Origin of the sequence: Bifidobacterium [indicum] DSM 20214 = LMG 11587 (assembly GCF_000706765.1) — a bacterium.
In the GTDB taxonomy this organism is placed as follows: Bacteria; Actinomycetota; Actinomycetes; order Actinomycetales; family Bifidobacteriaceae; genus Bombiscardovia; species Bombiscardovia coryneformis.
This window is the reverse complement of record NZ_CP006018.1, coordinates 1,281,088-1,306,813: the sequence shown is the minus strand read 5'-3', so window position 1 is coordinate 1,306,813 and position 25,726 is coordinate 1,281,088. Positions and strand designations below refer to the sequence as shown.

The 25,726-nt window shown below is 60.6% G+C and carries 21 protein-coding genes and 1 tRNA gene; 18 read left to right on the top strand and 4 right to left on the bottom strand.

The features are described from left to right. Window positions 1–9 precede the first annotated feature (9 nt). The 5 genes from tilS (at window position 10) to BINDI_RS05145 (ending at window position 5,613) form a co-directional block, all read left to right on the top strand. Window positions 10–1,119 carry a tRNA lysidine(34) synthetase TilS gene (gene tilS, locus BINDI_RS05165; protein WP_033490545.1) on the top strand — a complete coding sequence of 370 codons (1,110 nt, stop codon included), beginning with the start codon at window positions 10–12 and terminating at the stop codon, window positions 1,117–1,119. Next, window positions 1,106–1,693 carry a hypoxanthine phosphoribosyltransferase gene (gene hpt, locus BINDI_RS05160; protein WP_033490543.1) on the top strand — a complete coding sequence of 196 codons (588 nt, stop codon included), beginning with the start codon at window positions 1,106–1,108 and terminating at the stop codon, window positions 1,691–1,693. The genes tilS and hpt overlap by 14 nt, the downstream gene beginning before the upstream one ends. Beyond that, window positions 1,690–3,858 carry an ATP-dependent zinc metalloprotease FtsH gene (gene ftsH / locus BINDI_RS05155; RefSeq protein WP_052108837.1) on the top strand — a complete coding sequence of 723 codons (2,169 nt, stop codon included), beginning with the start codon at window positions 1,690–1,692 and terminating at the stop codon, window positions 3,856–3,858. Before hpt ends, ftsH begins: the two co-directional genes overlap by 4 nt. Before the next feature lie 169 nt (window positions 3,859–4,027). Then, complete coding sequence (locus BINDI_RS05150; protein ID WP_041031343.1) at window positions 4,028–5,092, top strand: dihydroneopterin aldolase; 1,065 nt, start codon at window positions 4,028–4,030, stop codon at window positions 5,090–5,092. Next, a complete protein-coding gene (locus tag BINDI_RS05145) occupies window positions 5,089–5,613 on the top strand; it encodes a DUF3180 domain-containing protein (RefSeq protein ID WP_033490539.1) in 525 nt (174 codons plus the stop codon). Before BINDI_RS05150 ends, BINDI_RS05145 begins: the two co-directional genes overlap by 4 nt. A gap of 80 nt (window positions 5,614–5,693) precedes the next feature. Here the strand turns inward: BINDI_RS05145 and BINDI_RS05140 are convergent, their stop codons facing one another. Both BINDI_RS05140 and ettA read right to left on the bottom strand, forming a co-directional pair. After that, window positions 5,694–6,608, bottom strand: coding sequence for an acyl-CoA thioesterase (locus BINDI_RS05140; RefSeq protein WP_033490537.1), 915 nt, complete (start codon window positions 6,606–6,608; stop codon window positions 5,694–5,696). Window positions 6,609–6,648: 40 nt separating this feature from the next. Beyond that, window positions 6,649–8,325: an energy-dependent translational throttle protein EttA gene (gene ettA, locus BINDI_RS05135; RefSeq protein WP_033490535.1), complete on the bottom strand. Its 1,677-nt coding sequence runs from the start codon at window positions 8,323–8,325 to the stop codon at window positions 6,649–6,651. Between the two features lie 300 nt (window positions 8,326–8,625). Here ettA and BINDI_RS05130 point away from each other — a divergent pair, with 300 nt between their 5' ends. From BINDI_RS05130 to BINDI_RS05115, 4 genes are all read left to right on the top strand, one after another. After that, window positions 8,626–9,252, top strand: a complete 627-nt coding sequence (locus BINDI_RS05130; protein WP_033490533.1) for an ECF transporter S component — start codon at window positions 8,626–8,628, stop codon at window positions 9,250–9,252. Window positions 9,253–9,332: 80 nt separating this feature from the next. Next, on the top strand, window positions 9,333–10,961 hold the full coding sequence (locus tag BINDI_RS05125; protein WP_033490531.1) for a peptide ABC transporter substrate-binding protein: 1,629 nt from the start codon (window positions 9,333–9,335) through the stop codon (window positions 10,959–10,961). A 70-nt stretch (window positions 10,962–11,031) separates the two neighbouring features. Next, a tRNA-Ile gene (locus tag BINDI_RS05120) sits at window positions 11,032–11,108 on the top strand. Window positions 11,109–12,001: 893 nt separating this feature from the next. Beyond that, window positions 12,002–13,213: a MalY/PatB family protein gene (locus tag BINDI_RS05115; protein ID WP_033490529.1), complete on the top strand. Its 1,212-nt coding sequence runs from the start codon at window positions 12,002–12,004 to the stop codon at window positions 13,211–13,213. A 27-nt stretch (window positions 13,214–13,240) separates the two neighbouring features. On the opposite strand, the gene BINDI_RS05110 is transcribed toward BINDI_RS05115, so the two are convergent. Next, window positions 13,241–13,912, bottom strand: coding sequence for an acetoin reductase (locus BINDI_RS05110; protein WP_237742932.1), 672 nt, complete (start codon window positions 13,910–13,912; stop codon window positions 13,241–13,243). 311 nt (window positions 13,913–14,223) lie between these two features. Here BINDI_RS05110 and rpmE point away from each other — a divergent pair, with 311 nt between their 5' ends. The 9 genes from rpmE (at window position 14,224) to BINDI_RS05065 (ending at window position 24,446) form a co-directional block, all read left to right on the top strand. Beyond that, window positions 14,224–14,436, top strand: coding sequence for a 50S ribosomal protein L31 (gene rpmE, locus BINDI_RS05105; RefSeq protein WP_033490525.1), 213 nt, complete (start codon window positions 14,224–14,226; stop codon window positions 14,434–14,436). Between the two features lie 93 nt (window positions 14,437–14,529). After that, the gene (gene prfA / locus BINDI_RS05100; RefSeq protein WP_033490523.1) at window positions 14,530–15,618 is read left to right on the top strand and encodes a peptide chain release factor 1; all 1,089 of its coding nucleotides are present in this window, start codon (window positions 14,530–14,532) and stop codon (window positions 15,616–15,618) included. Continuing rightward, a complete protein-coding gene (gene prmC, locus BINDI_RS05095; protein ID WP_052108835.1) occupies window positions 15,615–16,550 on the top strand; it encodes a peptide chain release factor N(5)-glutamine methyltransferase in 936 nt (311 codons plus the stop codon). The genes prfA and prmC overlap by 4 nt, the downstream gene beginning before the upstream one ends. A 124-nt stretch (window positions 16,551–16,674) precedes the next feature. Beyond that, on the top strand, window positions 16,675–17,334 hold the full coding sequence (locus BINDI_RS05090) for an L-threonylcarbamoyladenylate synthase (RefSeq protein ID WP_033490521.1): 660 nt from the start codon (window positions 16,675–16,677) through the stop codon (window positions 17,332–17,334). Next, a complete protein-coding gene (locus BINDI_RS05085; RefSeq protein ID WP_045921463.1) occupies window positions 17,331–18,509 on the top strand; it encodes an MraY family glycosyltransferase in 1,179 nt (392 codons plus the stop codon). Before BINDI_RS05090 ends, BINDI_RS05085 begins: the two co-directional genes overlap by 4 nt. Window positions 18,510–18,545: 36 nt before the next feature. After that, entirely contained in the window at window positions 18,546–20,093 is a 1,548-nt protein-coding gene (guaB, locus tag BINDI_RS05080) for an IMP dehydrogenase (protein WP_033490519.1), read from the top strand. 248 nt (window positions 20,094–20,341) lie between these two features. Next, entirely contained in the window at window positions 20,342–21,043 is a 702-nt protein-coding gene (gene orn / locus BINDI_RS05075; protein WP_033490516.1) for an oligoribonuclease, read from the top strand. A 60-nt stretch (window positions 21,044–21,103) separates the two neighbouring features. Further along, complete coding sequence (locus BINDI_RS05070) at window positions 21,104–22,510, top strand: PIF1 family DEAD/DEAH box helicase (protein WP_033490515.1); 1,407 nt, start codon at window positions 21,104–21,106, stop codon at window positions 22,508–22,510. Window positions 22,511–22,631: 121 nt separating this feature from the next. Next, window positions 22,632–24,446 carry a proline--tRNA ligase gene (locus BINDI_RS05065; protein ID WP_033490513.1) on the top strand — a complete coding sequence of 605 codons (1,815 nt, stop codon included), beginning with the start codon at window positions 22,632–22,634 and terminating at the stop codon, window positions 24,444–24,446. A gap of 142 nt (window positions 24,447–24,588) precedes the next feature. On the opposite strand, the gene BINDI_RS05060 is transcribed toward BINDI_RS05065, so the two are convergent. Next, the gene (locus tag BINDI_RS05060) at window positions 24,589–25,443 is read right to left on the bottom strand and encodes an exodeoxyribonuclease III (protein WP_033490511.1); all 855 of its coding nucleotides are present in this window, start codon (window positions 25,441–25,443) and stop codon (window positions 24,589–24,591) included. Window positions 25,444–25,726 lie beyond the last annotated feature (283 nt).

Sequence of the window (25,726 nt, the reverse complement as noted above, 5' to 3'; positions counted from 1 at the left end):
TGGTGCATCGTGGTGTATTCCGCTCAGATGAAGAAGGCTGTGGGAGCCCTCCGCTCCAGTCTTGAGGATGCCGGGCTGGGCAGGCAGGGCGATAGGTTCACCCGACACGGCAGCCATCTGCCCGACCCCGATGCGCCGCTCGTACTTGTTGCCTGCTCCGGCGGGCGGGACTCCATGGCTCTGGCATCGGTTGCTGCTACGGTCTCGGCCATGTTGGGTCTGCGATGCGGGGCGATCCTGATTGATCATGGGCTCTCCGAGGGGTCCGATCGAGTCAGCCTCGAAGCCGCAGCGAACTGCCGGAAGCTGGGTCTGGACCCTGTTCTGGTTAGGTCTGTCCAAGTGCGCCGCACCAGTGCAGGTCTGGAGGCCGATGCCCGTGAGGCCAGGTATGAGGCCATAGGGGAAGAAGCCGGACGCGTCAACGCCTCAGCCGTCCTTTTGGCCCACACGATGGATGACCAGGCCGAGACCGTGCTCATCGGGCTTATCAGGTCCCAAGGTCTGGATGCCATCACCGGCATGAACCATCGGATGAAACGGGACGGGCTCGACTATCTGCGCCCCTTCCTGGGACTTACCCGGCAGGAGACGACGGAGATATGCCGGCAGCAGGGGCTCTCCTGGTGGGATGACCCCACCAACGGCGACGGGTTCCCTGACGACCAGCCCCTTCCTGCGGACCTTCCCCTGCGCTCGCGGGTGCGGCATGACCTCCTGCCTGGGCTGAGCCGGTTCGCCGGTCGCGACATGGTCCGTCGTCTGACCCAAGGGGCGGACCTTGCCAGGCGGGATGCCGAATATCTGGACCGGCAGGCGGATGCTCTGGCCGACCAGGTGGTCATGCCCCCCGAACCCGATGACGCCGACCAGGGGATTCTGGCTCGTCTGGATGCCCGCAGCCTTTCCACCCGGGATTCGGCCCTTCGCTTACGGTTCCTGGCCCACCTTCTGTCGAATCTGGGAGTCCCGGCGAGCTCCCAACAGGTTGAATCGTTGGATGCCCTGGCTTCGGATTGGCACGGCCAGCAGGGGCCTGTTTTTCCCAGTTCGTATTCAGCTTTTCGTAAGTGTCAAGTCATTCTCATATGCAATGATGGAGTCCATGCGAATCGCTGATATTGAATCCCACATTGATCATGAGTTGGTATCCAAGCAACAGATAGAGGACCTGATTCAGAAGACGGCCGTCCGTATCAGCAAGGATTATCAGGGCAAGGACCTGATGATGGTGGCCGTGCTCAAGGGGGCTTTCAATACCCTGGCAGCCATCTCCCAGGCCGTTACCATCCCGGTCCAGATCGAGTTCATGAGCATCTCCAGCTATCCCGGTCAGAAGACCACGGTTTCGAACGGTGACATTACGGTGCGGATGGATCTGGGGTGCGATGTACGCGGCCGGCATATTCTGATCGTCGAGGACATCATCGACTCCGGATACACCCTGCACTGGCTGGTGAACGAGCTGAAATCCCGTGGGGCCGCATCCGTAGAGGTCTTCGCCCTGCTCGACAAGACCGTCAGGCATGAGGTCGAAGTGGACGTCAAGTATCCCGGATACACCATTCCCGATGAGTTCGTAGTCGGCTTCGGTCTTGATTATGACGAGCAATACCGTAATCTTGACTCGATCGCCGTGCTCAAATCGGACGAGTATCTGACGCAGGAACAGAACCAGGGGGAAAGCGCATGAGCTACTCGCAGGGACCACAGCAGGGTCCGCCCAGGAACAACGGCGGCAACCGAAATGGGGGAAATGGCCCAGACAAGGGCAACAACCCCTTCTTCAACTTCAACCAAAACGGGGGAGACGGGAAAGGGCCGGACTCGAACCGGTCCTTCTGGCGTTCTCCCTGGCTCTGGGCGGTACTGGCCGTACTGATCATGATGGGCATCTTCGGCTTCTTCAGCAGCCAGAACGGCCCTCAGACCATCGACACCAAGGATGGTCTGGAGCTTCTGGCCGGTAACCAGAGGAGCGGGGCGGTCAAATCCGCTGAGATAACCGAGAAGATGCAGGTGGTCGAGCTCAAGCTCAACGACGATTTCACCAAGGACGTCGAGGGCTTCCAGGGGAAGAAGACAAACAAGAATTTCGGCAAGGACGTTCAGTTCTACTACGTGTTCGACCAGGGTCCCCAGGTGGTCAAGGCCGTCGAAAAGGCCAACCTGAGCGAGGGCTACAACTCGGTTGTTCCCCAGACCAGCATGATGAGCCTGTTGATTTCCTCGGTTCTGCCCATGTTGATCATCCTTGGTGTGTTCTGGTTCCTGCTTTCCAGGATGTCCTCGGCAGCCGGGGGCAACATGTTCGGCATGGGGGGCAAGAAGAACTCGGCCCGGCTTAATGACGGGCAGACCCCGAAGACGAAGTTCGCCGATGTGGCCGGCGAGGAGGCCGCTGTACAGGAGGTCGAGGAGATCAAGGACTTCCTCAAGGACCCCTCGAAGTACAAGGCGCTGGGTGCCCGCATACCTCGCGGTGTCCTGCTCTATGGCCCTCCTGGAACCGGTAAGACCCTTCTGGCCCGGGCCATAGCCGGTGAGGCCAGCGTTCCCTTCTACTCCATGGCAGGTTCTGACTTCGTCGAGATGTTCGTCGGTCTGGGTGCATCGAGGGTCCGTGATCTCTTCGACGAGGCCAAGAAGAACGCACCGGCCATCATCTTCATTGACGAAATCGATGCCGTGGGTGGCAAGCGCGGCTCCGGCATGAGCGGTGGTCATGATGAGCGTGAGCAGACCCTGAACCAGCTTCTGGTCGAGATGGATGGTTTCGACAACGATACGAATCTGATCATCATCGCCGCCACCAACCGACCCGACATTCTGGATTCGGCCCTGCTGCGTCCCGGTCGTTTCGACCGTCAGGTGGCCGTTGAGGCACCTGACCTGGAGGGGCGTGAGGCCATCCTCAGGGTTCATGCCAAGGGGAAGCCGTTCGTGCCGGATGTCGACCTGCACACCGTTGCGGTCCGCACCCCCGGATTCACCGGTGCGGACTTGGCGAATGTTCTGAATGAGGCCGCGCTCCTGACGGCCCGCTCGGATGCGCAGCTGATCGACAACCGGGCCATCGACGAGGCCATCGACCGTGTGCTCAGCGGTCCCCGACGTCGTACCAAGGGGATGGCCCTGGAGGAAATGCGCAATACGGCCTACCACGAAGGTGGTCACGCCATGGTTGCCGCCGCCCTTCACCACACCGATCCGGTCACCAAGGTCACCATCCTTCCTCGTGGCCGTGCTTTGGGCTACACGGCCGTCATGCCCACCCAGGACCGTTACTCCCAGTCTCGCAACGAACTCCTGGACCAGATGGCCTACGCCATGGGTGGCCGTGTGGCCGAGGAGGTTGTCTTCCACGACCCGACCACCGGAGCCTCCAACGACATTGAGAAAGCCACCAGCATCGCCCGTCAGATGGTGGTCGAGTATGGGTTCTCATCCAAACTGGGTGCCATCAAGTGGGCTGATGGAAGCGATCAGGATTCCGGTCTTGACGCCCTGAAGCCCCGGGCCTACTCGGAGCAGACTGCCGAAGTCATAGACAGGGAGGTCCTCGACCTGGTCGAGACCGCCCACACTGAGGCCTGGCAGATCATCAGCAGGAACAGGGATGTGCTGGATGAGCTGGTCCGTCAGCTCCTGGTCAAGGAAACCCTGAACAAGGATGAGCTGGCTGCAATCTTCGCCAATCTGAGAAAAGCGCCTGAGCGGGAGCTTTGGCTCTCCGATGTGAATCGGCCCGATTCCGAACTGCCACCGGTGGAGATCCCCAAAGAGCTTGAGCGGAGTGTGACCGGCACGACCTCCCCGTCCGGTCCGGCATCGAATACCACCCCCGCACAGGGGTAGTGGGTTTTCGGCGCCACAAGCGCTGTGTGGCCTGTCGCCCTGGTCGTGATGGGGTGTGGGGATTGCTGTGCCGCTGAGAGGGGCTGACGCATGGATTCGATTCAACTGAGCGGACTCAGGGCCAAGCCCCTGAGTCCTCCTGATGGACACGATTACACCTACCAGGTCGATGGCCACGCTTTTCCTTGATTTGAGCGAGGCCGGCAGGTTTGATGATGCGACCGCAACCGTGGATTATGTCCAGGTGGTCAATAGGATTATCTCCCTGATTGAGCATGACTCCACGGATCTTCTTGAGGCCCTGACCACGAGAGTGGCTGATGCCATCCTTCTCTCGCATCAGGTCAGGCGGACCAGGGTATCGGTAACCCGTCTAGGCGCCGATGATCAGACCGAGGCGGACTTTCAGGTGACCGTGACCATCGAAAGGGCTGCTGAAGGGGATGGTCAGGCCACCCTGGCCTCCCTGGTTTCAGCCCAGGAGCATGGGGCTGCCCCGGTGGAGCCAGGAAGCGGGGAGGCCCGCCAGACGCAGGCACGTTCCGCCTCTCATCCGGCCTTGGGCGTGGGGCTCGCCAGACATCATGACGAGGCGCGGAACCGGCACTATGCGGATGAAGACCATATGCGAATCGGCTCAGGCGCGGATGTGGATGACACGGATGGCAGGTGGCCGTCCGAGCCGCAAATGGATACGTCCGAGGCTGAAGGTCCCGTTCAGATGCATCAGGCGGTTGTTGCCATGGAGTGCGTCGATGAGAACTCCAAGCAGGCCATGTATGTGGCCCTGGCATCCTTGGACGGGGTCCCGGGTAGTCAGGTAGTCGGGATATCGCCTTTGTACTCTTCCGTCCATCCGGGTGCCGGGCGTGGCCCCAGCCTCTGCGCCGTGGTCATGGTGCAGACACCGTTGGGGCCTCGGGACCTCTATCGGACCCTGACCATGATTGAGTCCACTTGCCGGGGCGGAGACCCCGGATCGGAGGGTTCCGGCCCCCTCGTCTTGAGTGTCGTCGATTACGAGGGCTTGGAGGTCGATGAGGACGGGTTGAGGTTGCCCCTGGCCGGGGCGGCTACCAGGGCTTCGGTCCTAGTGCCTTGGGCCGCCCTGGATGCCGATGCTGTTCTGGTCGGTCCAGACGGCGGATCCGTGGCTGAACTCTCGCGGAGGGCACCGGATGTGGGAAGCCTGCATCTCCTGTCCGAGGACTGGATATTGGATGGTTTGTCATGAGAACACGTCGTACGCCGTTGGCCTACTACCTGGTTGCGCTGATTCTGGGAATAGCAGGAGGCCTGACCATATCCGAAATCAGCATGTCATCCCGAACCGACCTGATGGGGGCGCCCTGGTTGGTCTCCCTCCTGCTCTTCATCCTCGGTGTCATGATTCTGCTTATGGCCATCCAGGTGCACAGGTACGCCAAGGGCGAGCGAAAAGAGATGGATTCCCGTTTTGCCGTCAACACGCTGGTCATGAGCAAATCCCTGGGAATTGCTTGCGCTGCCCTTCTTGGGTGGTATGGCAGCCAGGCCCTGGTCAGCATGGGTCATTCCAGCGCGCCCTACTATGCAGCGGTCATGCGGGAATGCCTGGCTGCTTCGGCAGTGTGTCTGATTGATGTGGTCATCGGGGCTGTGGGGGAGTGGCTCTGCCAGCTACCTCCGGATGAGGGGCCCGAGAATCCCAAGAAGCGGAATTCCGCAAAGCGTCGCTTGCCGGATGCGGCTCAGAAAGAGAGCATGGACCGCTGAGCCATGCAGCAATCTACATGTGACTCCGGCCTCTCAACGACGTGGACGGAGTCACATGAGAGGCCGGAAGCAACCAGATATCAGGCCTTCTCCTGGTCGTCCTGGGGAACCCGAATCATGGCCTCCTGCACCATTGTGGCGGCAAGAGCCCCATCCTGGGTGTAGACCTTGGCCACGCAGAGGCTGCGGCCATGGTCGGCAACCGGGGAATCCTGGACGAAGAGGTGCCACTGGTTGAGATCGATGTCCTGATACCACCACATGGAGTGGTCGATGGAGGCGAAGGAGATTCCCCTGGTGGTGATTCCCAGGCCGGAGCGCCGCAGGGCGGGCTCCATCATGATTTGGTCGCACTCAAGCGCTAGGAGGGCACGGTTCATAGTCTGCGACATGTCCAGGTGCCCATCGGTCCGGCTCCATACCATCTGACGACCGGAATCGTTGGCAACGGCCTCCTTGTCGACACCCATCAGGACGGTCCTGCCCAGGTGGCGGATGTCGAAAGGCGACTGGGTCACGTAATAGTCGGCGAAGGGAGACTTCTCGGCATAGGGACGCATCAGGTCCTTTGCGCTGGTCAAATCCTCGGGGTCGGGCAGATCCGTGGGCATGGGGTCTGCGTACCTGACGCCCTGCTGTCCGGGCTCCTGATAGGAGAGGATGGTTGTCAGTATCGTGCCCTTGGACTGGGTCACATCGGCACGGCGCGAGGAAAAGGACCTGCCGTCACGCATGGTCTCCACATCGATTCCGACCTTCTCCTCGATACTGCCTGTACGGAGGAAGTAGGCGTGGGCAGAGTTGGGCTGCCGCCCCTCGGGGACGGTCCGTGACCCGGCCATGATGGCCTGGGCCACGATCTGCCCCCCGTATATTCTCTTGGTGGGGAAGTAGAGAGAGTCCCCCTCAAACAGGGTGTGGGCACCCTCCTGGCCCGTCCCTGCGACATCCAGGACCTTTACCACGTGCTCCAATGGAGTTTCTTCAATGGTCATATTCTCCCCCATCCCTTGATGATTGTGCGCCGGAGCCGGTTCAACGGGTCAGCTTGCGGTGAATCCTGTGAGGTCGTGATGCTTCCTCGCCCAAACGCTGGATCTTGTTCTCCTGATAAGCCTGGAAGTTGCCCTCGAACCAGTACCAGTTTGCCGGGTTCTCATCCGTGCCCTCCCAGGCAAGGATGTGGGTGGCGACCCTGTCCAGGAACCAGCGGTCGTGGGATATGACCACTGCGCAGCCGGGGAATGCCAGCAAGGCGTTCTCAAGGCTTTCCAGGGTCTCCACGTCCAGGTCGTTGGTGGGCTCGTCCAGGAGGAGGAGGTTGCCCCCCTGCTTCAGGGTCAGAGCCAGGTTCAGTCTGTTGCGCTCACCACCGGAAAGGACCCCGGCCGGCTTCTGCTGGTCCGATCCCTTGAACCCGAAGGAGGCCACGTAGGCGCGGGTGGGAACTTCGACGCCGGCCACTTCGATGAAGTCCAGACCGTCGGAGACCACCTCCCAGAGGTTCTTCTTGGGGTCGATGCCTTCGCGGTTCTGATCCACATACGAGATCTTGACCGTATCGCCGACCTCCAGGGAACCCGAGGTCAGGGGCTCCAGGCCTACGATGGTCTTGAAAAGGGTCGACTTGCCGACGCCGTTGGGGCCGATGACGCCAACGATGCCGTTCCTGGGCAGGGTGAAGCTCAGATCGTCAATGAGGACCCGGTCGCCGAAGGCCTTATGGATATGCTCGGCCTCCAGGACCTTGGATCCCAGGCGGGGCCCCGGTGGAATCTGAATCTCGGAGAAGTCCAGTTTCTTGTTGTTCCTGGCCTCGATCTCCATCTGCTCATAGCGCTCCAGGCGGGCCTTGTTCTTGGCCTGCCGGGCTTTGGGGGAGGAGCGGACCCATTCCAATTCGGAGTTCAGCCGCTTGGCCAGGCGGGCATCCTTCTGCCCCTGGACCTCAAGACGCTTGGCCTTGGTGTCGAGATAGGTGGTGTAGTTGCCCTGATACGGGTAGAGATGTCCACGGTCCACCTCGCAGATCCACTCGGCCACGTTGTCAAGGAAGTACCGGTCGTGGGTCACGGCCAGGACGGCTCCCTTGTAGGTGTGGAGATACTGCTCCAGCCAGAGTATGGACTCGGCGTCAAGGTGGTTGGTGGGCTCGTCCAGAAGCAGGAGGTCGGGGGCCTCAAGCAGGAGCCGGCAGAGGGCCACGCGGCGGCGCTCGCCACCGGAGATGACCGAAACCGGGGTGTCCGGGTCGGGGCACTGCAGGGCATCCATGGCCTGATCCAACTGGGAATCCAGGTCCCATCCGTCTGCCGCGTCGATCTCCTCCTGGAGCTTGCCCATCTCGGTCATCAGCGCATCGTAGTCGGCATCGGGGTTGGCCATCTCCTCACCTATCTGGTTGAAGCGATGGACCTTCTCCATGATGTCGCCGTATGCCATGCGGATGTTCTCTCCGACGGTCTTGTCCTCGTCCAGGGGCGGCTCCTGCTGAAGGATGCCCACCGAATAGCCCGGGGTGAGCTGGGCCTCGCCGTTGCTGACGGTCTCCAGGCCGGCCATGATCTTGAGCAGGGTGGACTTGCCCATACCGTTGGGGCCCACCACGCCAATCTTGGCTCCCGGGAGGAAGCTCAGCGTGACGTCATCGAGAATAACGCGGTCGCCGAAGGACTTGCGCGCCTTGATCATCTGATAGATAAATTCGGCCAAGGAAACTACCTCGCAAAGGGTTGGAAAACGACGGTTCAAACTCCATTAATCGTAATGGAGACTTCCGACTTACGCAGCAGGCCATCTGGGTCTCATCCCATGAGGGGCCTATCAATTTTCCCTATACCCGCATGCGGGATTTGCTGAGCGGCAGAGGGTAGCCTTGAGGAGGTGTTCCCGCCCGACATGCGCAGGTCAAGGAGCGCCGACCGGGTCTTTGCCGATACGGATGGGACCGGGCCTTCGGCTGTGCGCATGAGGAATGGGCCGTGAGTTGTATGCGGTCGCAAGGGAGTATCAATGACAGAGAAACGGCAACATGGTTGGATTTCCGCAACTCATCGGTTGCGCTGGAGGCCTCTTGATATTGCGGTCGGCGCTGGCCTGGGGGCGGTGTCAGGGTTGATTTACTGGGCTGCCAGTCTGCTCTCCTCATGGATATTCCCGTTGATGACGGCCATTCTTCCCGGGATGGCGGCCCTCCTGCATGGGGTCTTCTACTTCCCCTGTACCTTGTCCCTGCTGATATTGCGCAAGCCCGGCGCAGCCGTCTATGTTGGAATCATCAGCGTCCTGGTCGAAATTCTGCCAGGCAACGCATATAACGGGCCGATGATTTTCGTGCAGGCCATCGTCGAGGCCCTCTGCGCGGAGCTGGCCTTCGGGATATTCCGCTACCGCCGGTGGACCCTGGGAACGACCATTCTGGGAGGTCTCCTGATAGCCCTGGCGTACAACGCCTTCCTCCTGGCTTTCTACTACCAGGGAGTCTCCCCGCTCAGCCCAAGGGGGATCATCGGCACCATCTGTGAACTGATCAGTGGGGTGGTCCTGGCTGGTCTGACCAGCTGGTTCCTCTTCCGGGCCATCGGCAGGACCGGAGCGCTGGATCGGCTTGCATCCGGGCAGGATGTCAGGCGGGTCTGAAACCGACTCCTCTGCCTCAATATTGACCATATGTTTGTGAAGTTTTGACAAGGCCCGTACCGGGCAGGAAGGGTCCAACCATGACCAACCTTCGCTCCTACTTTGCGGCAGCGGTACTGCCGCTCATCCTGGCAGCGGGTGCCTGCGGCCCCTCCCGGACTTCCGAAGAACACCGGATTGACCCCCAGGCCGCCGTCAGTGTCAACAATGTCGAACCCACGGCTCCCCTGATTCCTTCAAGCACCAATGACACCGCAGGTTGGAAAGTGGTGACCCAGCTTTTCGACGGGTTGGTCACCTTCGATGCCAAGGGTGGGATGACGCTGGTCGAGGCCAAATCAATCACCCCCAATGAGGATGCCAGCCGGTACACGATTGCCCTCAAGCCAGGACTCACGTTCAGTGATGGGGAGAAGATCACCGCCAAGACCTATGCCGATTCCTGGTCCTTTGCGGCGAATGTGGCCAATGGGCAGCTGGGGGCTTCGGCCTTTTCGACCATCGCCGGATATGAGCAGGTGCAGGATGAGCAGGGCGACCCCAAAGCGCCCCTATCCGGTCTTCGGGTGGTTGACGACCTGACCCTGGAGGTGACCATGGAGAAGCCGGATTCCTCCTTCCCCTACAAGGTGGGAGATGTGGCCTTCCTTCCCCTGCCATCGTCCGCCTACAAGGACATCAAGGCCTTCGGTAAGAACCCAATCGGGAACGGGCCCTACCGCTTCAAGTCATGGGTGCCCAATCAGGGGATTAGGTTGGAGAGGGATCCCGCATACAAGGGGCCACGCAAGGCCCGGAACGGAAGTCTGGAGTTCAGGGACTACCAGAGTCTTGATGCCGCTTATGCCGATGTTCAGGCCGGACATCTGGATGTGCTCGATACGGTTCCTGTTTCCCGCCTGAAAACGTTCCATACTGATTCGGGCCTGCATCCCTTGGTCAAGCCGGGGCCGGCCTTCCGGTCCCTGACCATCCCGCAAGGCCTGCAGCATTTCCAAGGGCAGGAAGGCGCCCTGCGCCGGGCGGCCCTGTCGTATGCCCTTGATCGTGCGGAAATAGCCGACAAGGTCTTCGCCGGTTCGGTCACTCCAGCCACCGATTTCCTTGCCCCCACCATCAGAGGGAACGCCTCCGACATCAGAGGTAGGGAGGTGTTGGACCACGATCCGGACCAGGCCCGTAGTCTCTGGGAGGAGGCTGACGCCATCTCTCCATGGGAAGGTACGCTCCGCATTGCCTACAGTGCCGACGGGACCGACAAGGACTGGGTCGATGCGGTTCTGCACGAGTACGCCCAGGTTCTGGGCATCAAGACGGAGTCGAACATCTTCCCGACTGGCAAGGAGTTCAATACGGCGGTTCATAATCGCCAGGTCGACAGTATTTTCAATTCCGGCATCACCTCGGACTATCCCCATCCCGAGGGTTACCTTGTTCAGGGATATGCCTCCAGTCAGGCGAACGGCAAGGGGTTGAACAACGGGGACTACAAGAGTGCGGAGTATGACACCCTTCTTGCCCAAGCCGCCTCCAAGACCGACCAGGACGAAGCCATGCAGGATTACCGCCAGGCCGAGGCCGTCCTCCTCAGGGATCTTCCGGTGCTGCCGCTCTGGTACAGGAAGGTCTCCGCAGTGGCCGGCAAGCAGGTTCGTCAGGTTCCCTTCGGCTACATGGGTCTGCCGGTCTACAACCAGGTCACTAAGTAGGTTCGACGAACCGTACCTGGCTGATGACGAGTCGTTTTGATACCATGACTCTGGCCGATGTGATCGGCGCGGGGCCTTAGCTCAGTCGGTTAGAGCAAACGACTCATAATCGTTCGGTCCAGGGTTCAAGCCCCTGAGGCCCCACCAAAGAAACCCCTACAGGCACAAAGCCTGCGGGGGTTTCTTCATACTCGCAGGCGAGGGGTTTGAGGGCAAAATGTATACCATTTGTATACTAAAGTGCATCGGAAAATCCGGGCACTCCCAGGTATAGGAAAAGCCCTACCGATTGCCTTATGGAGCCGTGGCGAGATGTTCATGTGGGGACTTTGCCCTGGAACCGCTGGTTGTTGCTAGGCTTATTGAAAGGACGGACCGTGAGTGGTTCGCGGTCCGTCCTATCGCAGCCTAGCTCTAGCACCATGCTGTGTGCCGATTCCATAGGGATCGGCGAACATGGCAGCCGGGGGAAATGGAGCTAGGCGCGTTTCCTTGTATCGAACCAACCTCTTCACTTCCCGGCCTGCGGCTGCCAGGTGAACGGGGTGATGAGCATGGTTCGGAATTGGTCTAGTGACCAAAAAGCTGTATATCGACTGGGCATATGGGCAGAGATATGCCTGATCCCTGGCACAGTCTGATAGTGATTGCGGTATATAGCCGCACAGATGGGAAAAACTGATACATGCGCTCTCCATACTGAGACTCTGCATAAGGCAGATTCTCAAGCGAAACTATCGTGTATACGTTTTCCCCCGTATAGAGATATTCTCTGGGTTACAGCATACACCCGCCCGTATCGGTGTCAAAGGGGTCGAGGCGTATTCCAGATTCAAATGGTCGTACACTCCGGCATACTGGAGGAAGCGGCTGGGTAGGGCCCTGTCCAGGGCGGAATCGTCAGGCCGGGCTTTGGTCATGAGTGTGTTCGTGAAGAAGGCTCCCGGTAGAATTCAGGATGGACACCGTTCCGGCGACGGCTACCGTCCTCTGATTGCAACTGGTGGATACCGGCCTGTCATCCGAGGGAAAGGAAAACGATGAAGTACGATTTCACAACGATTATGGACAGGCATGGCAGGGATTCCATAGCGGTGGACGGGCTGGGTACGGAGCCCGGTTTCGCCCCTGATCCCCCAAAGGCCGGGTTCGATGTGATTCCCATGTGGGTGGCCGATATGAACTTCCCGACCGTACCCACGGTCCAGGAGGCAATAATCGAACGTGCCAAGCATCCGGCGTTCGGGTACTTCGATCCGACTGATGAGTATTACGATGCCATCATCGATTGGCAGCGTGCCCGTAACGGTGTGGAAGGTCTGACCGCTGAAGACATCGGTTATGAGAACGGGGTTCTGGGTGGTGTCGTATCCACCCTGACGGCATTCGCAGCGCCTGGAGACAAGGTCCTCCTGCATAGTCCGACCTATGTGGGATTCACCAACTGCATCGAGAACAACGGATACCATATCGTCCACAGCCCCCTGAAGAAGGATGAGCAGGGTGTCTGGCGGATGGACTTCGAGGACATGGACCGCAAGCTCAAAGAGAACAACATCCATGTGGCTGTCTTCTGCAACCCCCATAACCCTTGCGGGCGCGTCTGGGAGAAGTGGGAGATCGAGAAGGCCATGGAGATATACAAGGAGAACGACTGCGTGGTCATCTCCGATGAGATCTGGTCCGATCTCATACTGGCTGGCAACAAGCACACCCCCACCCAGTCGGTGAGCGAGGATGCCAGGAACAGGACGGCCGCCTTCTATGCACCCAGCAAGACCTTCAACCTGGCCGGTCTGGTGGGCTCCTACCACATCATCTACAACAAGTACCTTCGCGACAGGGTGGTCTCCAAGGGCTCCAAGGCCCACTACAACGATATGAACGTCCTGTCCATGCATGCCCTGATTGGAGCCTATAAGCCAGAGGGGCAGGAGTGGGTCGATGAATTGCGTCAGGTCCTGACCGGAAATGTGGACTATGCGTGTGACTACATCTGCAGGCGTTTCGAGGGGGTGGATGTTTCCAAGCCCCAGGGAACCTACATGCTCTTCGCGGACTGTTCGCAGTGGTGCGAGTCCCACGGCATCAGCCTGGACCAGCTGGAGAAGCGAGCCTGGGATGTCGGCGTGGCGATCCAGGACGGACGGCAGTTCAAGGCCCCCTGTGCCGTACGCATGAACCTCGCCCTGCCGCTGAGTCGGGTCGAGGAGGCCATGGAGCGTCTGGACAGGTACGTTTTCAACGCTTGAGTGACAGGGGGCTGCACAGCCCTGTAGTCACTGGAACTGCATGCCTCCATCAACGATCAGCGTCTGCCCGGTGATGTAGTCGGAATCATGGCCGGCCAGGAAGGTGACGGCGTTGGCCACATCGCTGGGCTCGGAAAGTCGTCCCATGGCGATGCCATCGGAGAAGGTCGACATGCCCCACTCGTCGTCCTTGCCGGCATTCTTGCCCACCTGATGGGCAATGTCCATCATCATGGGCGTCTTGACGATACCCGGGGCGTAGGCGTTGGCGGTGATTCCCTCCTTGGCCAGGTCACGTGCGGCGACCTGTGTCAGGCCACGGATGGCGAATTTGGTGGAGGAGTAGAGCATCAGATTCGGATTGCCCACCACGCCCGCCTGGCTGGTGGCGTTGATGATCTTGCCGCCGTGGTGCCGGGCACGGAACTGCTCGACCCCGGCCTGTATGCCCCATATGGTGCCTGCCACATTCACGTGGTAGACCTGATCGAACATCTCGGGGGTAATGGACTCGATGGGGGTGGTGGGTCCGAGACCGGCGTTGTTGACGATGACATTGAAATCACCGAGCTGTGTGGCGGCCTTTTCGACGGCGGAGCGGACCTGGACCTTGTCGGTCACGTCCAGAGTGACGGCGATGGCCCTGCCCCCGTCCTCATTGATGGAATCGGCGACGCTGGTTGCCTTGTCGCCGTTCATGTCGGCCACGGCCACAGCGAATCCGTCTGAGGCCAGACGCCGCGCAATGGCCTCCTCCTATGCCTTGGGCGGCCCCCGTGACAAATGCGACTTCCTGTGTCATGCTCTCCTCCTTCATTGGATGAACCGCCAATCAGGTGGTCTGGTTGTTTGATTATAGGTACGGAGTACTGGAATCTCGGGGAAACCGTTCGGCGTGTGGCGCAATAGGTTCGGTTCTCCTGAAGGTGCGCTACAATTGTCTCCGGTTCCGGTTCACGTTGACCATAGGGGTCGGCGACCCGGTGCCCTTTGTCTCCTAGGAGTCCAATATGAAGCAGGGAATTCATCCCGATTACCATCCCGTAGAGGTCACGTGCTCGTGCGGCAACACCTTCATTACCCGTTCGACCGCCTCTGGCGATCATATGACGGTTGATGTCTGCTCGCACTGCCACCCCTTCTACACCGGCAAGCAGAAGATTCTGGACACCGGTGGGCGTGTGGCAAGGTTCGAAGCCCGTTACGGCAAGAAGAACAAGTAGCATTTCAACGCCAGTCCCGACCCGGGTCGTCTGCTATGCCCGGTTTGGAACTGGCGTTTTTCTATGCAAATCGGCCAGAGAGGGCAGGATTCGATGAGTGATGAAGAGTTCCCGGCGGCCAAGGTCGCCCTGGAGGAGTACCAACGCCTGGAGCATCAGATGAGCCAGCCCGAGGCGGCTTCGGATCCGGCCCAGATTCGTAAGCTGGGGCGTCGCCATTCCGAGCTTGCACCTATCGTCGAGGCATATCGCAGATATAAGGGTCTTCTCGAAGACCATGAAGCCGCCCAGGCCATGGCTGGTGAAGATCCTGACTTCGCCCAGGAGGCCAAGGACCTGGCCGACCGGATTCCCGCCGCCCGGGAACGCTTGCGGACTGCCCTGATTCCGCGCGATCCCGATGACTCCCGGGATGCCATCATGGAGATCAAGGCCGGAACCGGTGGCGAGGAGGCGGCCCTCTTCGCTGGTGATCTGATGCGTATGTACATCCGCTATGCCGAAAAGCGCGGATGGTCCACTGAAATCATGAATGAGAACCGCACCGAACTGGGTGGGGTCAAGGACGCCGAAATGGCTATCCGTGCCAGGGGACAGGTGGCCCCTGCCGATGGGGTGTGGGCCTCCATGAAGTACGAGGGCGGCGTCCACCGCGTCCAGCGTATCCCCGTTACCGAGTCCCAGGGGCGGATCCAGACCTCGGCGGCAGGTGTGATTGTCTTTCCCGAGGCCGACGAGGACGATGACGAGATTCAGATCGACCCCAAGGACCTGAAGATTGATATCTTCATGAGTTCGGGGCCGGGCGGTCAGTCCGTCAACACGACATATTCTGCCGTCCGCATGACCCATATTCCCACCGGAATCGTGGTCTCCATGCAGGACGAGAAGTCGCAGATACAGAACCGTCAGGCGGCCCTGCGGGTGCTCAAGTCCCGGCTGCTGGCCATGAAGCATGAGGAGGAGGCCGCCCAGGCGGCCGACATGCGCCACTCCCAGGTGCGCTCCCTGGACCGGTCCGAGCGGATTCGGACCTACAACTTCCCAGAGAGCAGGATTGTCGATCACCGTACCGGGTACAAGGCCTATAACCTGGAGCAGGTGCTGGACGGGGATCTCCAGGCCGTCATCGATTCGGATATCCAGGCCGATGAGGCCCAGAGAATGGCCTCCCAGGAGTGACTTCCGCAGGCGGCGACCCCCAGGGCCTCCCAGCCCTGGTGCAGGAAGGGCGGAATGTGCTCCGTGCCGCCGGTTTGGAGGCTGCCGAACACGATGCCAGGGTCCTCCTTGCCGAAGCTGCCGGTGTAGACCTGCACGATCTTGACAAGGGACTTCTGCTCGGGTGGGACCTTGACCAGCTGGCAGTCCCGACAAGGAACGCGGCGCAGGCTCTAGGGGACTACCGCAGCTGGTTGCAGAGGCGGTCTGAACGTGAGCCCCTTCAGTACATCCTCGGCCATACGGCATTCAGGATGCTTGACTTGGCCGTGGGGCCAGGCGTTTTCATTCCCAGGCCCGAGACCGAGACCGTGGTCCAGACGGGATTGGATTGGATTGCCGCCCAGGGGTTGTCGGAACCGGTAGTGGTCGATCTCTGTGCCGGCAGTGGGGCTGTGGGACTTTCGGTCGCCACCGAGGTCGGCGGGGCCCGGGTCTGGGCTGTGGAGGCTTCGGATGAAGCGGCTGTCTGGACCCGCAGGAATGCTGATGCACAGTCTGAGGCCCTCGCTCGGTCCGGCTCTTCATATCACCTGGTTCACGGTGATGCCACCAGCGGGACGGTGCTCGCCGAACTTGACGGTCGTGTTGACCTGGTCATCAGCAACCCCCCATACATCCCCATGGATCGGGTGCCCACCCAGCCTGAGGTCAGGGACTGGGACCCGGCACTGGCCCTATACGGAGGCTCTCCCGATGGATGCCTGATACCGGAGGGCATCATCAGGCGGTCGGCGGATCTGCTCCGCCCCGGGGGCCTTCTGGTCATGGAGCACGACTGCAGCCAGGGGAGGGCACTGCGCAGTATGGCCAGGCAGGCTGGGTACGTGAATGTCTCAACAGGACGGGACCTCGCCGGTCTGGATCGGTATCTCCTGGCTCAGGTCATATGATTGGACTGGCAACGGCCCTGACCATGGGGCACAATGGTGAGGTACGACCGAGATCGCCCTTCGACGGGCGGTGGATTTGTGGTTTGCCGATTGGTCGGCAGAAGCGGAAAGGGCGGTGAATCGGATGAGTCAGGTGCTGGATTGCAGCCATGATTCCTTGCTGCGTCTGGCAGAGGTCATCGGCAGGGGGGAATTGGCGGTTGTCCCGACGGATACGGTCTACGGCATCGTCTGCGACCCCTGCAACGACCAGGCCATTGCCAGACTCTTCGCTGCCAAGCAGCGGGCAAGAACCAAGTCGATACAGGTGCTGCTGGATTCCGTCGAGGCCATACCCGCCCTGAAGCTGAGCCTGCCCAGTCCCTTGGATATCCTGGCCGACCGCTTTCTGCCTGGTTCATTTTCGCCGATTTGCCTGGTCGGGGAGGGGTGTGGGCTCTGCACCCCCCGCCAGGAATCAGATTGCAGGACACAGGCCGTAAGGGTGCCTGATTCCGACGTGTGCCGCTCCCTTCTTGGGATGACCGGGCCCCTGGCCGCTTCCAGTGCCAACAGGTCCGGCAACCCCAGTGTCCGCACCGTTGAAGAGGCCCGAGAACAGTTGGGGGACTCGGTTGCGTGCTACCTGGACGGTGGGCCGACCCCCGGTTCGGTGGCCAGCACGGTCGTTGAGGCGGATGCCGGCGACCCCGATGGCATACGTATCCTTCGTCAGGGAGTGATTGACCAGGCGGCCCTGCGCAAGGTCATCAGGGAAGTCGCTGCGGAAGGCGGTCGGGCATGAGGGTCTATCTGTTCATCGCTGCAATCGCTGGCGGGGCCACTTGGCTGGTCATGCCCATGGTTCGGCATATCGCCATCCGTATCGGAGCGGTGGGGGAGGTCCGCGCTCGCGACGTGCATACCATTCCAACACCCAGATTGGGTGGCCTTGGCATGCTGATCGGGTTTGCCGTCGCCATGTTCTTTGCCTCGCGAATACCGTTCATCACGGGTCTCTTCCAGACCGGCCACCAGGCCTGGGTCATCCTGGGCGGGGCCGTGGCCATCTGCCTGCTGGGCATGGCCGATGATCTATGGGACCTGGACTGGATGCTGAAGCTGGCCGGTCAGCTGCTCATATCGGTATTCGTCTCCTGGGGAGGGGTGCAGATCATCTCCCTTCCGCTGGGCTCCCTGGTGGCAGCCTCACCCAGCCTTTCCATGGCCATCACGGCCTTCCTGATTGTGGCCTCCATCAATGCCGTGAATTTCGTGGACGGCCTGGACGGCCTGGCGGCGGGGATTGTGGCCATCGGTGGCATCGCCTTCGCCATCTACTCTTACATCATCGCCCGCATTTCGCCTGACTACGCCTCCCTGGCCACCCTGATCGATGTTGCCATGGTGGGGACCTGCGTGGGATTCCTCCTCCACAATTGGCACCCCGCCAAGCTTTTCATGGGAGACTCGGGGTCCATGCTTCTGGGATACCTGATCACCTGCGCCTCCATCGTGGTCACCGGTCGTCTGGATCCAGCCACCATCCATACCAGCATCTATCTGCCGGCCTTCATGCCCATCCTCCTGCCCATCCTGGTCCTCTTCCTGCCGGTGCTCGATATGTGCCTGGCCATCGTTCGCAGACTCAGTCACGGTCAGTCGCCCATGCATCCCGACCGGATGCACCTTCACCACAGGATGCTGCGCATCGGTCATTCCGTCCGCTCCGCCGTCCTGATTCTCTGGGGCTGGGCGGCACTGATATCGTTCGGGTCCCTCTTCATCCTCTTCTATCGTCCGCTCTATGTGGGCATAGGCTTCCTGATTGCCACACTCATTCTGACCTTTGCCACCCTGTATCCCTATTACCGCAGGCGCATTCCTGAAATCCGGCAGGAAAACGCCCGCCTCAAGACGCAAGGGGCCGGTCATGCCGGGGACCTTGTTCGTCATGATGATTCGGACCGGGAAGACTGAGTATTCCCGGTCAACCAGGGTCTGTAGAATAACGACATGGCCTTAGATAATTCAAATATCGACTCTGCCCCATACTCGCCACTTCCCCCGATGTTCCAAAAGCTCGGACTCGCTTACGACGACGTGCTTCTGCTGCCCAACGAATCCGATGTGGTTCCCTCCGAGGTGGATACCACCACCCACCTCACCGGGAACATCACCATGAAGTCCCCGGTGCTCTCCGCGGCCATGGACACCGTCACCGAAGCCACCATGGCCGTAGCCATGGCCCGGAACGGCGGTATCGGCGTCCTCCACCGCAACCTGAGTATCGAGGACCAGGCCAGCCAGGTGGATATCGTCAAGCGGTCCGAATCCGGCATGATCTCAGATCCTCTGACCGTCACCCCTGATGCCACCCTGGCCGATTTGGACAAACTCTGCTCGGTCTATAAGGTGTCGGGCCTTCCGGTCGTCGACCGTGAACAGCGCCTGGTCGGCATCATCACCAACCGTGACATGCGTTTCGTCAATCCTGCTGATTTCGACAGGCTCAAGGTCAGCGACGTCATGACCAAGGATCACCTGGTTACCGGACCGGCCGACATCACCAAGGAAGATGCCCACGCCCTCCTGGCCAAGTACAAGGTGGAGAAGCTCCCACTGGTGGATGGACAGGGCAAACTTGCGGGCCTGATTACCGTCAAGGACTTCGTCAAGACCGAGCAGTACCCGCAGGCCACCAAGGATGAGCAAGGTCGCCTGAGGGTGGCCGCAGCGGTCGGATTCTTCGGAGACGCCTGGCAGCGTATCACCGCTCTGACCGATGCGGGCGTGGATGTGCTCGTGGTCGATACCGCCCACGGCCACGCCAAGCTCATGCTGGACATGATTCGCCGGATCAGGTCCGATCACGCCTTCGACCATGTCGACATCATCGGTGGCAACATCGCCACCAAGGAGGGCGCCCAGGCTCTCATCGATGCCGGAGTGGATGCGGTCAAGGTCGGTGTGGGCCCCGGTTCCATCTGCACCACCCGCGTGGTGGCGGGTGTTGGTGTGCCCCAGCTCACCGCCGTCTACGACGCCGCCCAGGCCTGCAAAGCCGCCGGTGTCCCCCTGGTGGCGGATGGTGGTATCCACTACTCCGGCGACATAGCCAAGGCCATCGTGGCCGGTGCCGATACGGTCATGCTGGGTGGTCTCCTGGCCGGTACCGAAGAGGCCCCGGGTGAGAAGGTCCTCCTGCGAGGCAAACAGTACAAGGTCTATCGCGGCATGGGCTCGCTGGGTGCCATGGCGCCTCGTGGCAAGAAGTCCTATTCGAAGGACCGCTATTTCCAGGCCGATGTGACCAGCAACGACAAGGTGGTTCCCGAGGGCGTGGAGGGAGAGGTTCCCTACCGCGGGCCGCTCAACTACGTGCTGTACGAGCTGGTGGGCGGACTCCACCAGACCATGTTCTACACGGGTGCGCGCACGATTGCCGAGCTTCAGGAGAAGGGCCGCTTCATCCGCATCACCGACGCGGGTCTGCGCGAGTCCCATCCCCACGACATCGTCATGACCAAGGAAGCCCCGAACTACTCCGGCTTTCATGACTGAGTGACGCATTTCCACTCCGGAGATGAACGGCGCAGGACCTTTGGTGGTCCTGCGCCGTTTTGCATAAGCGTGCACCATCCGGTCGGTTCCCGCCTTGCGGATTTCGTAGCGCACAGGTATTGCCGGAAAAGCGGAATCGCCGAAGGGAAATCCGTTTCCGGTCATGTCCTGGCGGTATCTTGAAATGTTCCGTCCAAGGTGGCGGAAGGAGTGACCCGGGATGCCATCCGGGTCTGAAAGGTGAGCAGATGAGCGACAAGAGTGATCTGACCTTCAGTGCCGAGGAATCCCGCATGATCTGGATTGATTGCGAGATGACCGGTCTGGATATCTTCCATGACGAGCTGTGCGAGGTCTCCGTGGTTCCCACCGACTTCAACATGAAAGTTCTGGACAAGGGCATCGACCTGGTCATCAAACCCTCCCAGTCGGCCCTGGACCATATGGATGACTTCGTCAGGCACATGCATACTTCCTCCGGACTGATCGAGGAGATGAAGACCGGTCTGACCCTGGACGAGGCCCAGCGCCAGGTCATCGAGTACATCACCCCCTTCCTTCCCGAGCATGGAAAGGCCCATCTGGCAGGGAACTCGGTAGGCTCCGACAAGAAGTTCCTTGACCGGTACATGCCCGACCTGATGGGGTTGCTGCACTACAGGGTCATCGACGTCAGCACTTTGAAGGAGTTGTCGCGTCGCTGGTATCCGGATGTATACAGGAACAAGCCGGCCAAACATGGTGGTCACAGGGCCCTGGCCGACATCATCGAGTCCATGGACGAATTGCGGTACTACCGCTCCATGTTCTTCACGCCCGCTCCCGGCCCGGATGCGGCCCGGTCCAAGGACGGGGCGGCGGAGATCGAGCGGACCAGCCTGCTTCGGCATTACGAAGAGTCCGGCAACCCGATCGAGGACGCTGGCAGTCCCGAGAAGACCGACTACTGACCACAGTTCTGTCCGAGTCTGGGTACGACCCATGTACCTCAGGCATGGCACCATGGAGACATGCAGCAATCCGAAGCCCTGACCATATTGAACGCGGGGGCCAACGTCTTCCTGACCGGTGCCCCCGGAGCGGGTAAGACCTATGTTCTGAACGAGTTCGTCAGCCAGGCCCGCAAGAACGGGGCGGCCGTATCCGTGACCGCCTCGACGGGCATAGCGGCCACCCACATCAATGGTCAGACCATCCACTCCTGGAGTGGGGTGGGCATCTCCACCTCCATGACGGAGTCTCTGTTGCGCCGCATCAAGACCCGGCGGGGTCGGCAGATCGAAGGAACCGACATCCTGGTCATCGACGAGGTCTCCATGATGCACGCCTGGCTTTTCGACATGGTGGACCAGGCCTGTAGGGCCGTTCGCCACAGCCCTGAACCATTCGGGGGAATCCAGGTGGTTCTTTCAGGGGACTTCTTCCAATTGCCGCCTGTGACCCGGCCCAACCATGTGGGTGGCACGATTCCCGGGCCTGAATTCCAGGTATCGCGGGAGCGTTACGCACAGATGGGTAAGGACCCGGAGGGGTTCGTCACGGAATCCCTGGTCTGGGACGACCTTGATCCGGTCGTTTGCTATCTGACGGAACAGCACCGTCAGGATGATGGGCAGTTGCTGACCGTGCTGACCGACATCAGGGAGGGCGGGGTCACCCAGGAGGACCATGATGTCCTTGCCACACGGGTGGGTGCAGTACCGGCGCCAGGCACGGTGGCGGTGCATCTCTTCCCTGTCAACAGGCAGGCCGATGCCCTCAACGATCAGCGTCTGGCGGCCATAGGCGAGGAGGCCCACCACTACGAGGCCACATCGCGGGGTGAAACCAAGCTGGTCGAGCGGTTGAAGAAGAACATGTTGGCCCCGGATGACCTGACGCTGAAGACCGGAGCTGCGGTCATGGCCCTGCGCAATGACCAGGATCACCAGTACGTCAATGGTTCGATAGGCACGGTAAAGGGGTTCACCAGCCAGGCCAAGGGGGGCTGGCCGATTGTGTCCTTCCAGAACGGGAACGAAGTCACGATGAAGCCGGCGGCTTGGGAGACCATGGACGGGGACACGGTGTTGGCCGCCGTCAACCAGGTTCCCCTGAGGTGCGCCTGGGGAATCACCATCCACAAGTCCCAGGGTATGACCCTTGACCGGGCGGTCATGGACCTGAGGCGCACTTTCGCCCCCGGTATGGGGTATGTGGCGCTCTCTCGTGTGGAGGGTCTGGATGGGTTATACCTGGCTGGCATCAATGAACACGCCTTCCTGGTTTCACCGGATGCCGTTGTCCTGGACGCGGACCTCAGAGCCAATTCCAAGGCCGCCTGTGCCCGGCTGGAGGATGAGGGTGCCCGGTCCTTCACCAAGCGGGCGGTCGGTCAGGCTCCTGAGGATGAGTTCTCCCAGGACCAGCTCTTCTGACCCGGTGCCGCAGCTTTCCTGATTCAGGGGTGGGCGGGAATGCGGAGTTGTTCCGGGTTGCTGTGCGGATGAGGCTTATATTCGAAGGGGTATGTCCCTTTGCGCGAATATCTTTGAGGATATGAGAACCAAAGCCATGCGCATGTCAACACTGTTCCTGAGGACCCTTCGCGAGGACCCCGCCGATGCCGATGTGGACTCGGCCAAACTCCTGCAGAGGGCAGGATACGTGCGCAAGGTCGCGCCCGGCATCTTCACCTGGCTCCCCTTGGGACTGAAGGTGCTCGAAAAGGTCCAGGATGTTGTCCGCGAGGAGATCAATGGAATCGGGGCACAGGAGGTCCACTTCCCGGCCCTCCTGCCGCGAGAGCCGTACGAGGCCACCCATCGCTGGGAGGAGTACGGCGAGAACCTCTTCCGTCTCCAGGACAGGCACGGGGCCGATTACCTCCTGGCTCCCACTCACGAGGAGATGTTCACCCTCCTGGTCAAGGACATGTATTCCTCGTACAAGGACCTTCCCGTGGCCCTCTATCAGATTCAGACCAAGTACCGTGACGAGTTCCGTCCACGCGCAGGGCTGATTCGTGGCCGTGAGTTCGTTATGAAGGATGCCTACTCCTTCACGATGGATGAGGAGGGGCTGCAGAAGGCCTACCAGGACGAACGTGGGGCGTATGAGCGCATCTTCAAGCGGCTGGGCGTGGACTACGTGATTGTCCATGCCGTCTCCGGTCCCATGGGTGGATCCCAGTCCGAGGAGTTCCTCGCCCCCCTGCCCATCGGCGAGGACACCTTCGCCCTGGCTCCTTCGGGGAAGGCCTGGAATGTTGAGGCGTTGACCACGCCCGAGCCCGAGGGGATCGACTTCTCGGCCACCCCTGATGTGGCGGAAGTGGATACGCCTGATTCCAAGACCATCGAGAGCATGGTGGGCCGGCTGAACGAACTCCATCCCCGCAGTGATGGGCGCGAGTGGACCGCCGAGGACACCCTGAAGAACCTGATCATCGCCGTCAGACATCCGGCCGATGATGACCATCCTGACGGATGGCGGGAGCTTGTGGCGATAGGTCTGCCCGGAGACCGTAAGGTCGATATGAAGCGGCTTGAAGCGCAATTCGCCCCGGCGGAAATCGAGGAGGCCAACGAGGTCGACCTGGCATCCCATCCGGAATTCGTCAAGGGATACATCGGACCCAGGGTCCTGGGACCGCAGCGTGATGACACCGAGTCCGCCGCCCATGTGAGGTATCTGATTGATGCCCATGTGGCTTCCGGTTCCGAATGGGCAACCGGGGCCGATGTTGAGGGGAAGCACCTTGTTCATGCCGTCTACGGGCGTGACTTCCAGGCTGACGGTGTGGTCGAGGCGGCGGAGGTCCGTCATGGCGACATGAGTCCGGATGGTTCGGGTCCTCTGAGCTTTGAGCGAGGAGTGGAGATTGGACAGGTCTTCCAGTTGGGGCTCAAGTACTCCCAGGCCCTGGACCTCAAGGTCCTGGATCAGAACGGCAAGGCGGTCCCTGTGTGGATGGGCTGCTACGGCATAGGGATCTCGCGGGTCCTGGCCTGCATCGCCGAGATGCACCACGACGAGCAGGGGCTGGCTTGGCCTCTGGCGGTGGCCCCGGCAGCGGTCCATGTGCTGGCTACAGGCAAGAAGGAGGAGGCCTTCCAGGCCGCCGAAGGACTGGTCTCCCAGCTGGAGGAGCAAGGGGTTGAGGTGCTCTACGACGACCGCCCCAAGGTATCGCCCGGGGTCAAGTTCAAGGATTCCGAGCTGATTGGTGTGCCTCTGGTCGCCATTGCAGGCCGTGACACCATAGAGAACGGGACCATTGAAATCCGCAATCGCGACGGTTCCGACTCGGTCTCAGTGCCTGTTGATCAGGCTGCCCAGGTCATCATGGACAGGATTGCCGCCCTGGGCTGATGTGAATCAGGGCACTTTGCCGGAGCTGTGGATGAGGAGCGGCCCGGGTCTGCTTTCGAGCATGACCCGGGCCGCCCGCTTGTATATGAAGACCGGGGGCCAGCCCGGTTCATCGCCTGCACCAGAGGCTGGTTGATTCGAATCAGATTCTGAGCAGGATGGGCAAGTGGTCCCTGCGTGAGCCGGTATCGACCGGTTCGCAGGCCTGGACCCTGTCGGCCAGACGGTCGGAGGTCAGCCAATAGTCGATTCTCCATCCGGAGTTGTTGGCCTTGCTGGTCATGGCCCGCTGGGCGAACCAGGTATAGATGCTTCGCTGATTATCGAAGAAACCCGCCGCCTGGCCATGCACCTTCCGGAAGGTGTCGGTGAAACCTGCATCCAACAGTTGCCCGAATTTGCTGCGCTCCTGGTCGGTGAAACCTGCTGAGTGGTGGTTGGACTGGGGGTTGGCGATGTCGATCTCCTCGTGGGCCACGTTGAAATCGCCGCATGCCAGGACCGGTTTGCTGGCATCCAGTTTCTTCAGATAAGCGCGGTAGCAGTCGTCCCAGTGGCCGCGGGGTTCAAGGCGCGCCAGTCCGGAACCGGCGTTGGGGGTGTAGACCGTGGTGACAAAGCAGCCGGGGAACTCCAGGGTGATCATCCTGCCCTCGTCATCCATGGTGTCGGGAGCGCCAATCTTCGGATAGGTGACTTCGGGTTTCGGCAGGTCCTTCCTATAGAGCATCATCGTGCCGGCGTATCCGCGCCGGGCCGGCGGCTCGGAAATCCGATGGACTTCCTCATAATCGGGGAAGTACTGCATCAGGGCTTTGAGTATTGTATCGGTCTTCTTCCGGTCATCATTGAGCTTGGTCTCCTGGATGGCCAGAACATCGGGGTTCAGGTCCCTGATGGATTCCACTACGTTCAGAGAGAGGGACCCGCGGGCACTGTTGCCGAGCAGGGCTGCGTTGAGGGAGTCGATGTTCCAACTGACCAGTGTGTGCACCATGAGTGATGATCCTTCCGTGCCGGTATTCACTGTCTGTTTTCCTCAGTTTATCGTCGTTGCCCTCAAGCGGGGCCTGCTTTGCTCTGTGGGCTGCCGGGCCGGACTTACTAATGTTCCGCTCGTTCGCACAGGTAGTCGATTTGTTCACAAGTCATGGCTGAGGTGATGTTCGACCACATGGTCTGGCTGCAGGGAGCGAAAGGTCCTTCCGGGCCCATGATGGGTCTACCACTTGATGGGATGCACCCGGAACGGAGGCCGTGTCCCCTTCCCCCGCTCTGGC

Bases quoted from the DNA above. Each gene is read 5' to 3' on its own strand.
- hpt (WP_033490543.1), top strand. From the start codon at position 1,106: ATGCGAATCGCTGATATTGAATCCCACATTGATCATGAGTTGGTATCC.
- ftsH (WP_052108837.1), top strand. From the start codon at position 1,690: ATGAGCTACTCGCAGGGACCACAGCAGGGTCCGCCCAGGAACAACGGC.
- BINDI_RS05150 (WP_041031343.1), top strand. From the start codon at position 4,028: ATGGCCACGCTTTTCCTTGATTTGAGCGAGGCCGGCAGGTTTGATGAT.
- BINDI_RS05145 (WP_033490539.1), top strand. From the start codon at position 5,089: ATGAGAACACGTCGTACGCCGTTGGCCTACTACCTGGTTGCGCTGATT.
- BINDI_RS05140 (WP_033490537.1), bottom strand. From the start codon at position 6,608: ATGACCATTGAAGAAACTCCATTGGAGCACGTGGTAAAGGTCCTGGAT.
- BINDI_RS05130 (WP_033490533.1), top strand. From the start codon at position 8,626: ATGACAGAGAAACGGCAACATGGTTGGATTTCCGCAACTCATCGGTTG.
- BINDI_RS05125 (WP_033490531.1), top strand. From the start codon at position 9,333: ATGACCAACCTTCGCTCCTACTTTGCGGCAGCGGTACTGCCGCTCATC.
- BINDI_RS05115 (WP_033490529.1), top strand. From the start codon at position 12,002: ATGAAGTACGATTTCACAACGATTATGGACAGGCATGGCAGGGATTCC.
- BINDI_RS05110 (WP_237742932.1), bottom strand. From the start codon at position 13,912: ATGAACGGCGACAAGGCAACCAGCGTCGCCGATTCCATCAATGAGGAC.
- rpmE (WP_033490525.1), top strand. From the start codon at position 14,224: ATGAAGCAGGGAATTCATCCCGATTACCATCCCGTAGAGGTCACGTGC.
- prfA (WP_033490523.1), top strand. From the start codon at position 14,530: ATGAGTGATGAAGAGTTCCCGGCGGCCAAGGTCGCCCTGGAGGAGTAC.
- BINDI_RS05090 (WP_033490521.1), top strand. From the start codon at position 16,675: ATGAGTCAGGTGCTGGATTGCAGCCATGATTCCTTGCTGCGTCTGGCA.
- BINDI_RS05085 (WP_045921463.1), top strand. From the start codon at position 17,331: ATGAGGGTCTATCTGTTCATCGCTGCAATCGCTGGCGGGGCCACTTGG.
- guaB (WP_033490519.1), top strand. From the start codon at position 18,546: ATGGCCTTAGATAATTCAAATATCGACTCTGCCCCATACTCGCCACTT.
- orn (WP_033490516.1), top strand. From the start codon at position 20,342: ATGAGCGACAAGAGTGATCTGACCTTCAGTGCCGAGGAATCCCGCATG.
- BINDI_RS05070 (WP_033490515.1), top strand. From the start codon at position 21,104: ATGCAGCAATCCGAAGCCCTGACCATATTGAACGCGGGGGCCAACGTC.
- BINDI_RS05065 (WP_033490513.1), top strand. From the start codon at position 22,632: ATGAGAACCAAAGCCATGCGCATGTCAACACTGTTCCTGAGGACCCTT.
- BINDI_RS05060 (WP_033490511.1), bottom strand. From the start codon at position 25,443: ATGGTGCACACACTGGTCAGTTGGAACATCGACTCCCTCAACGCAGCC.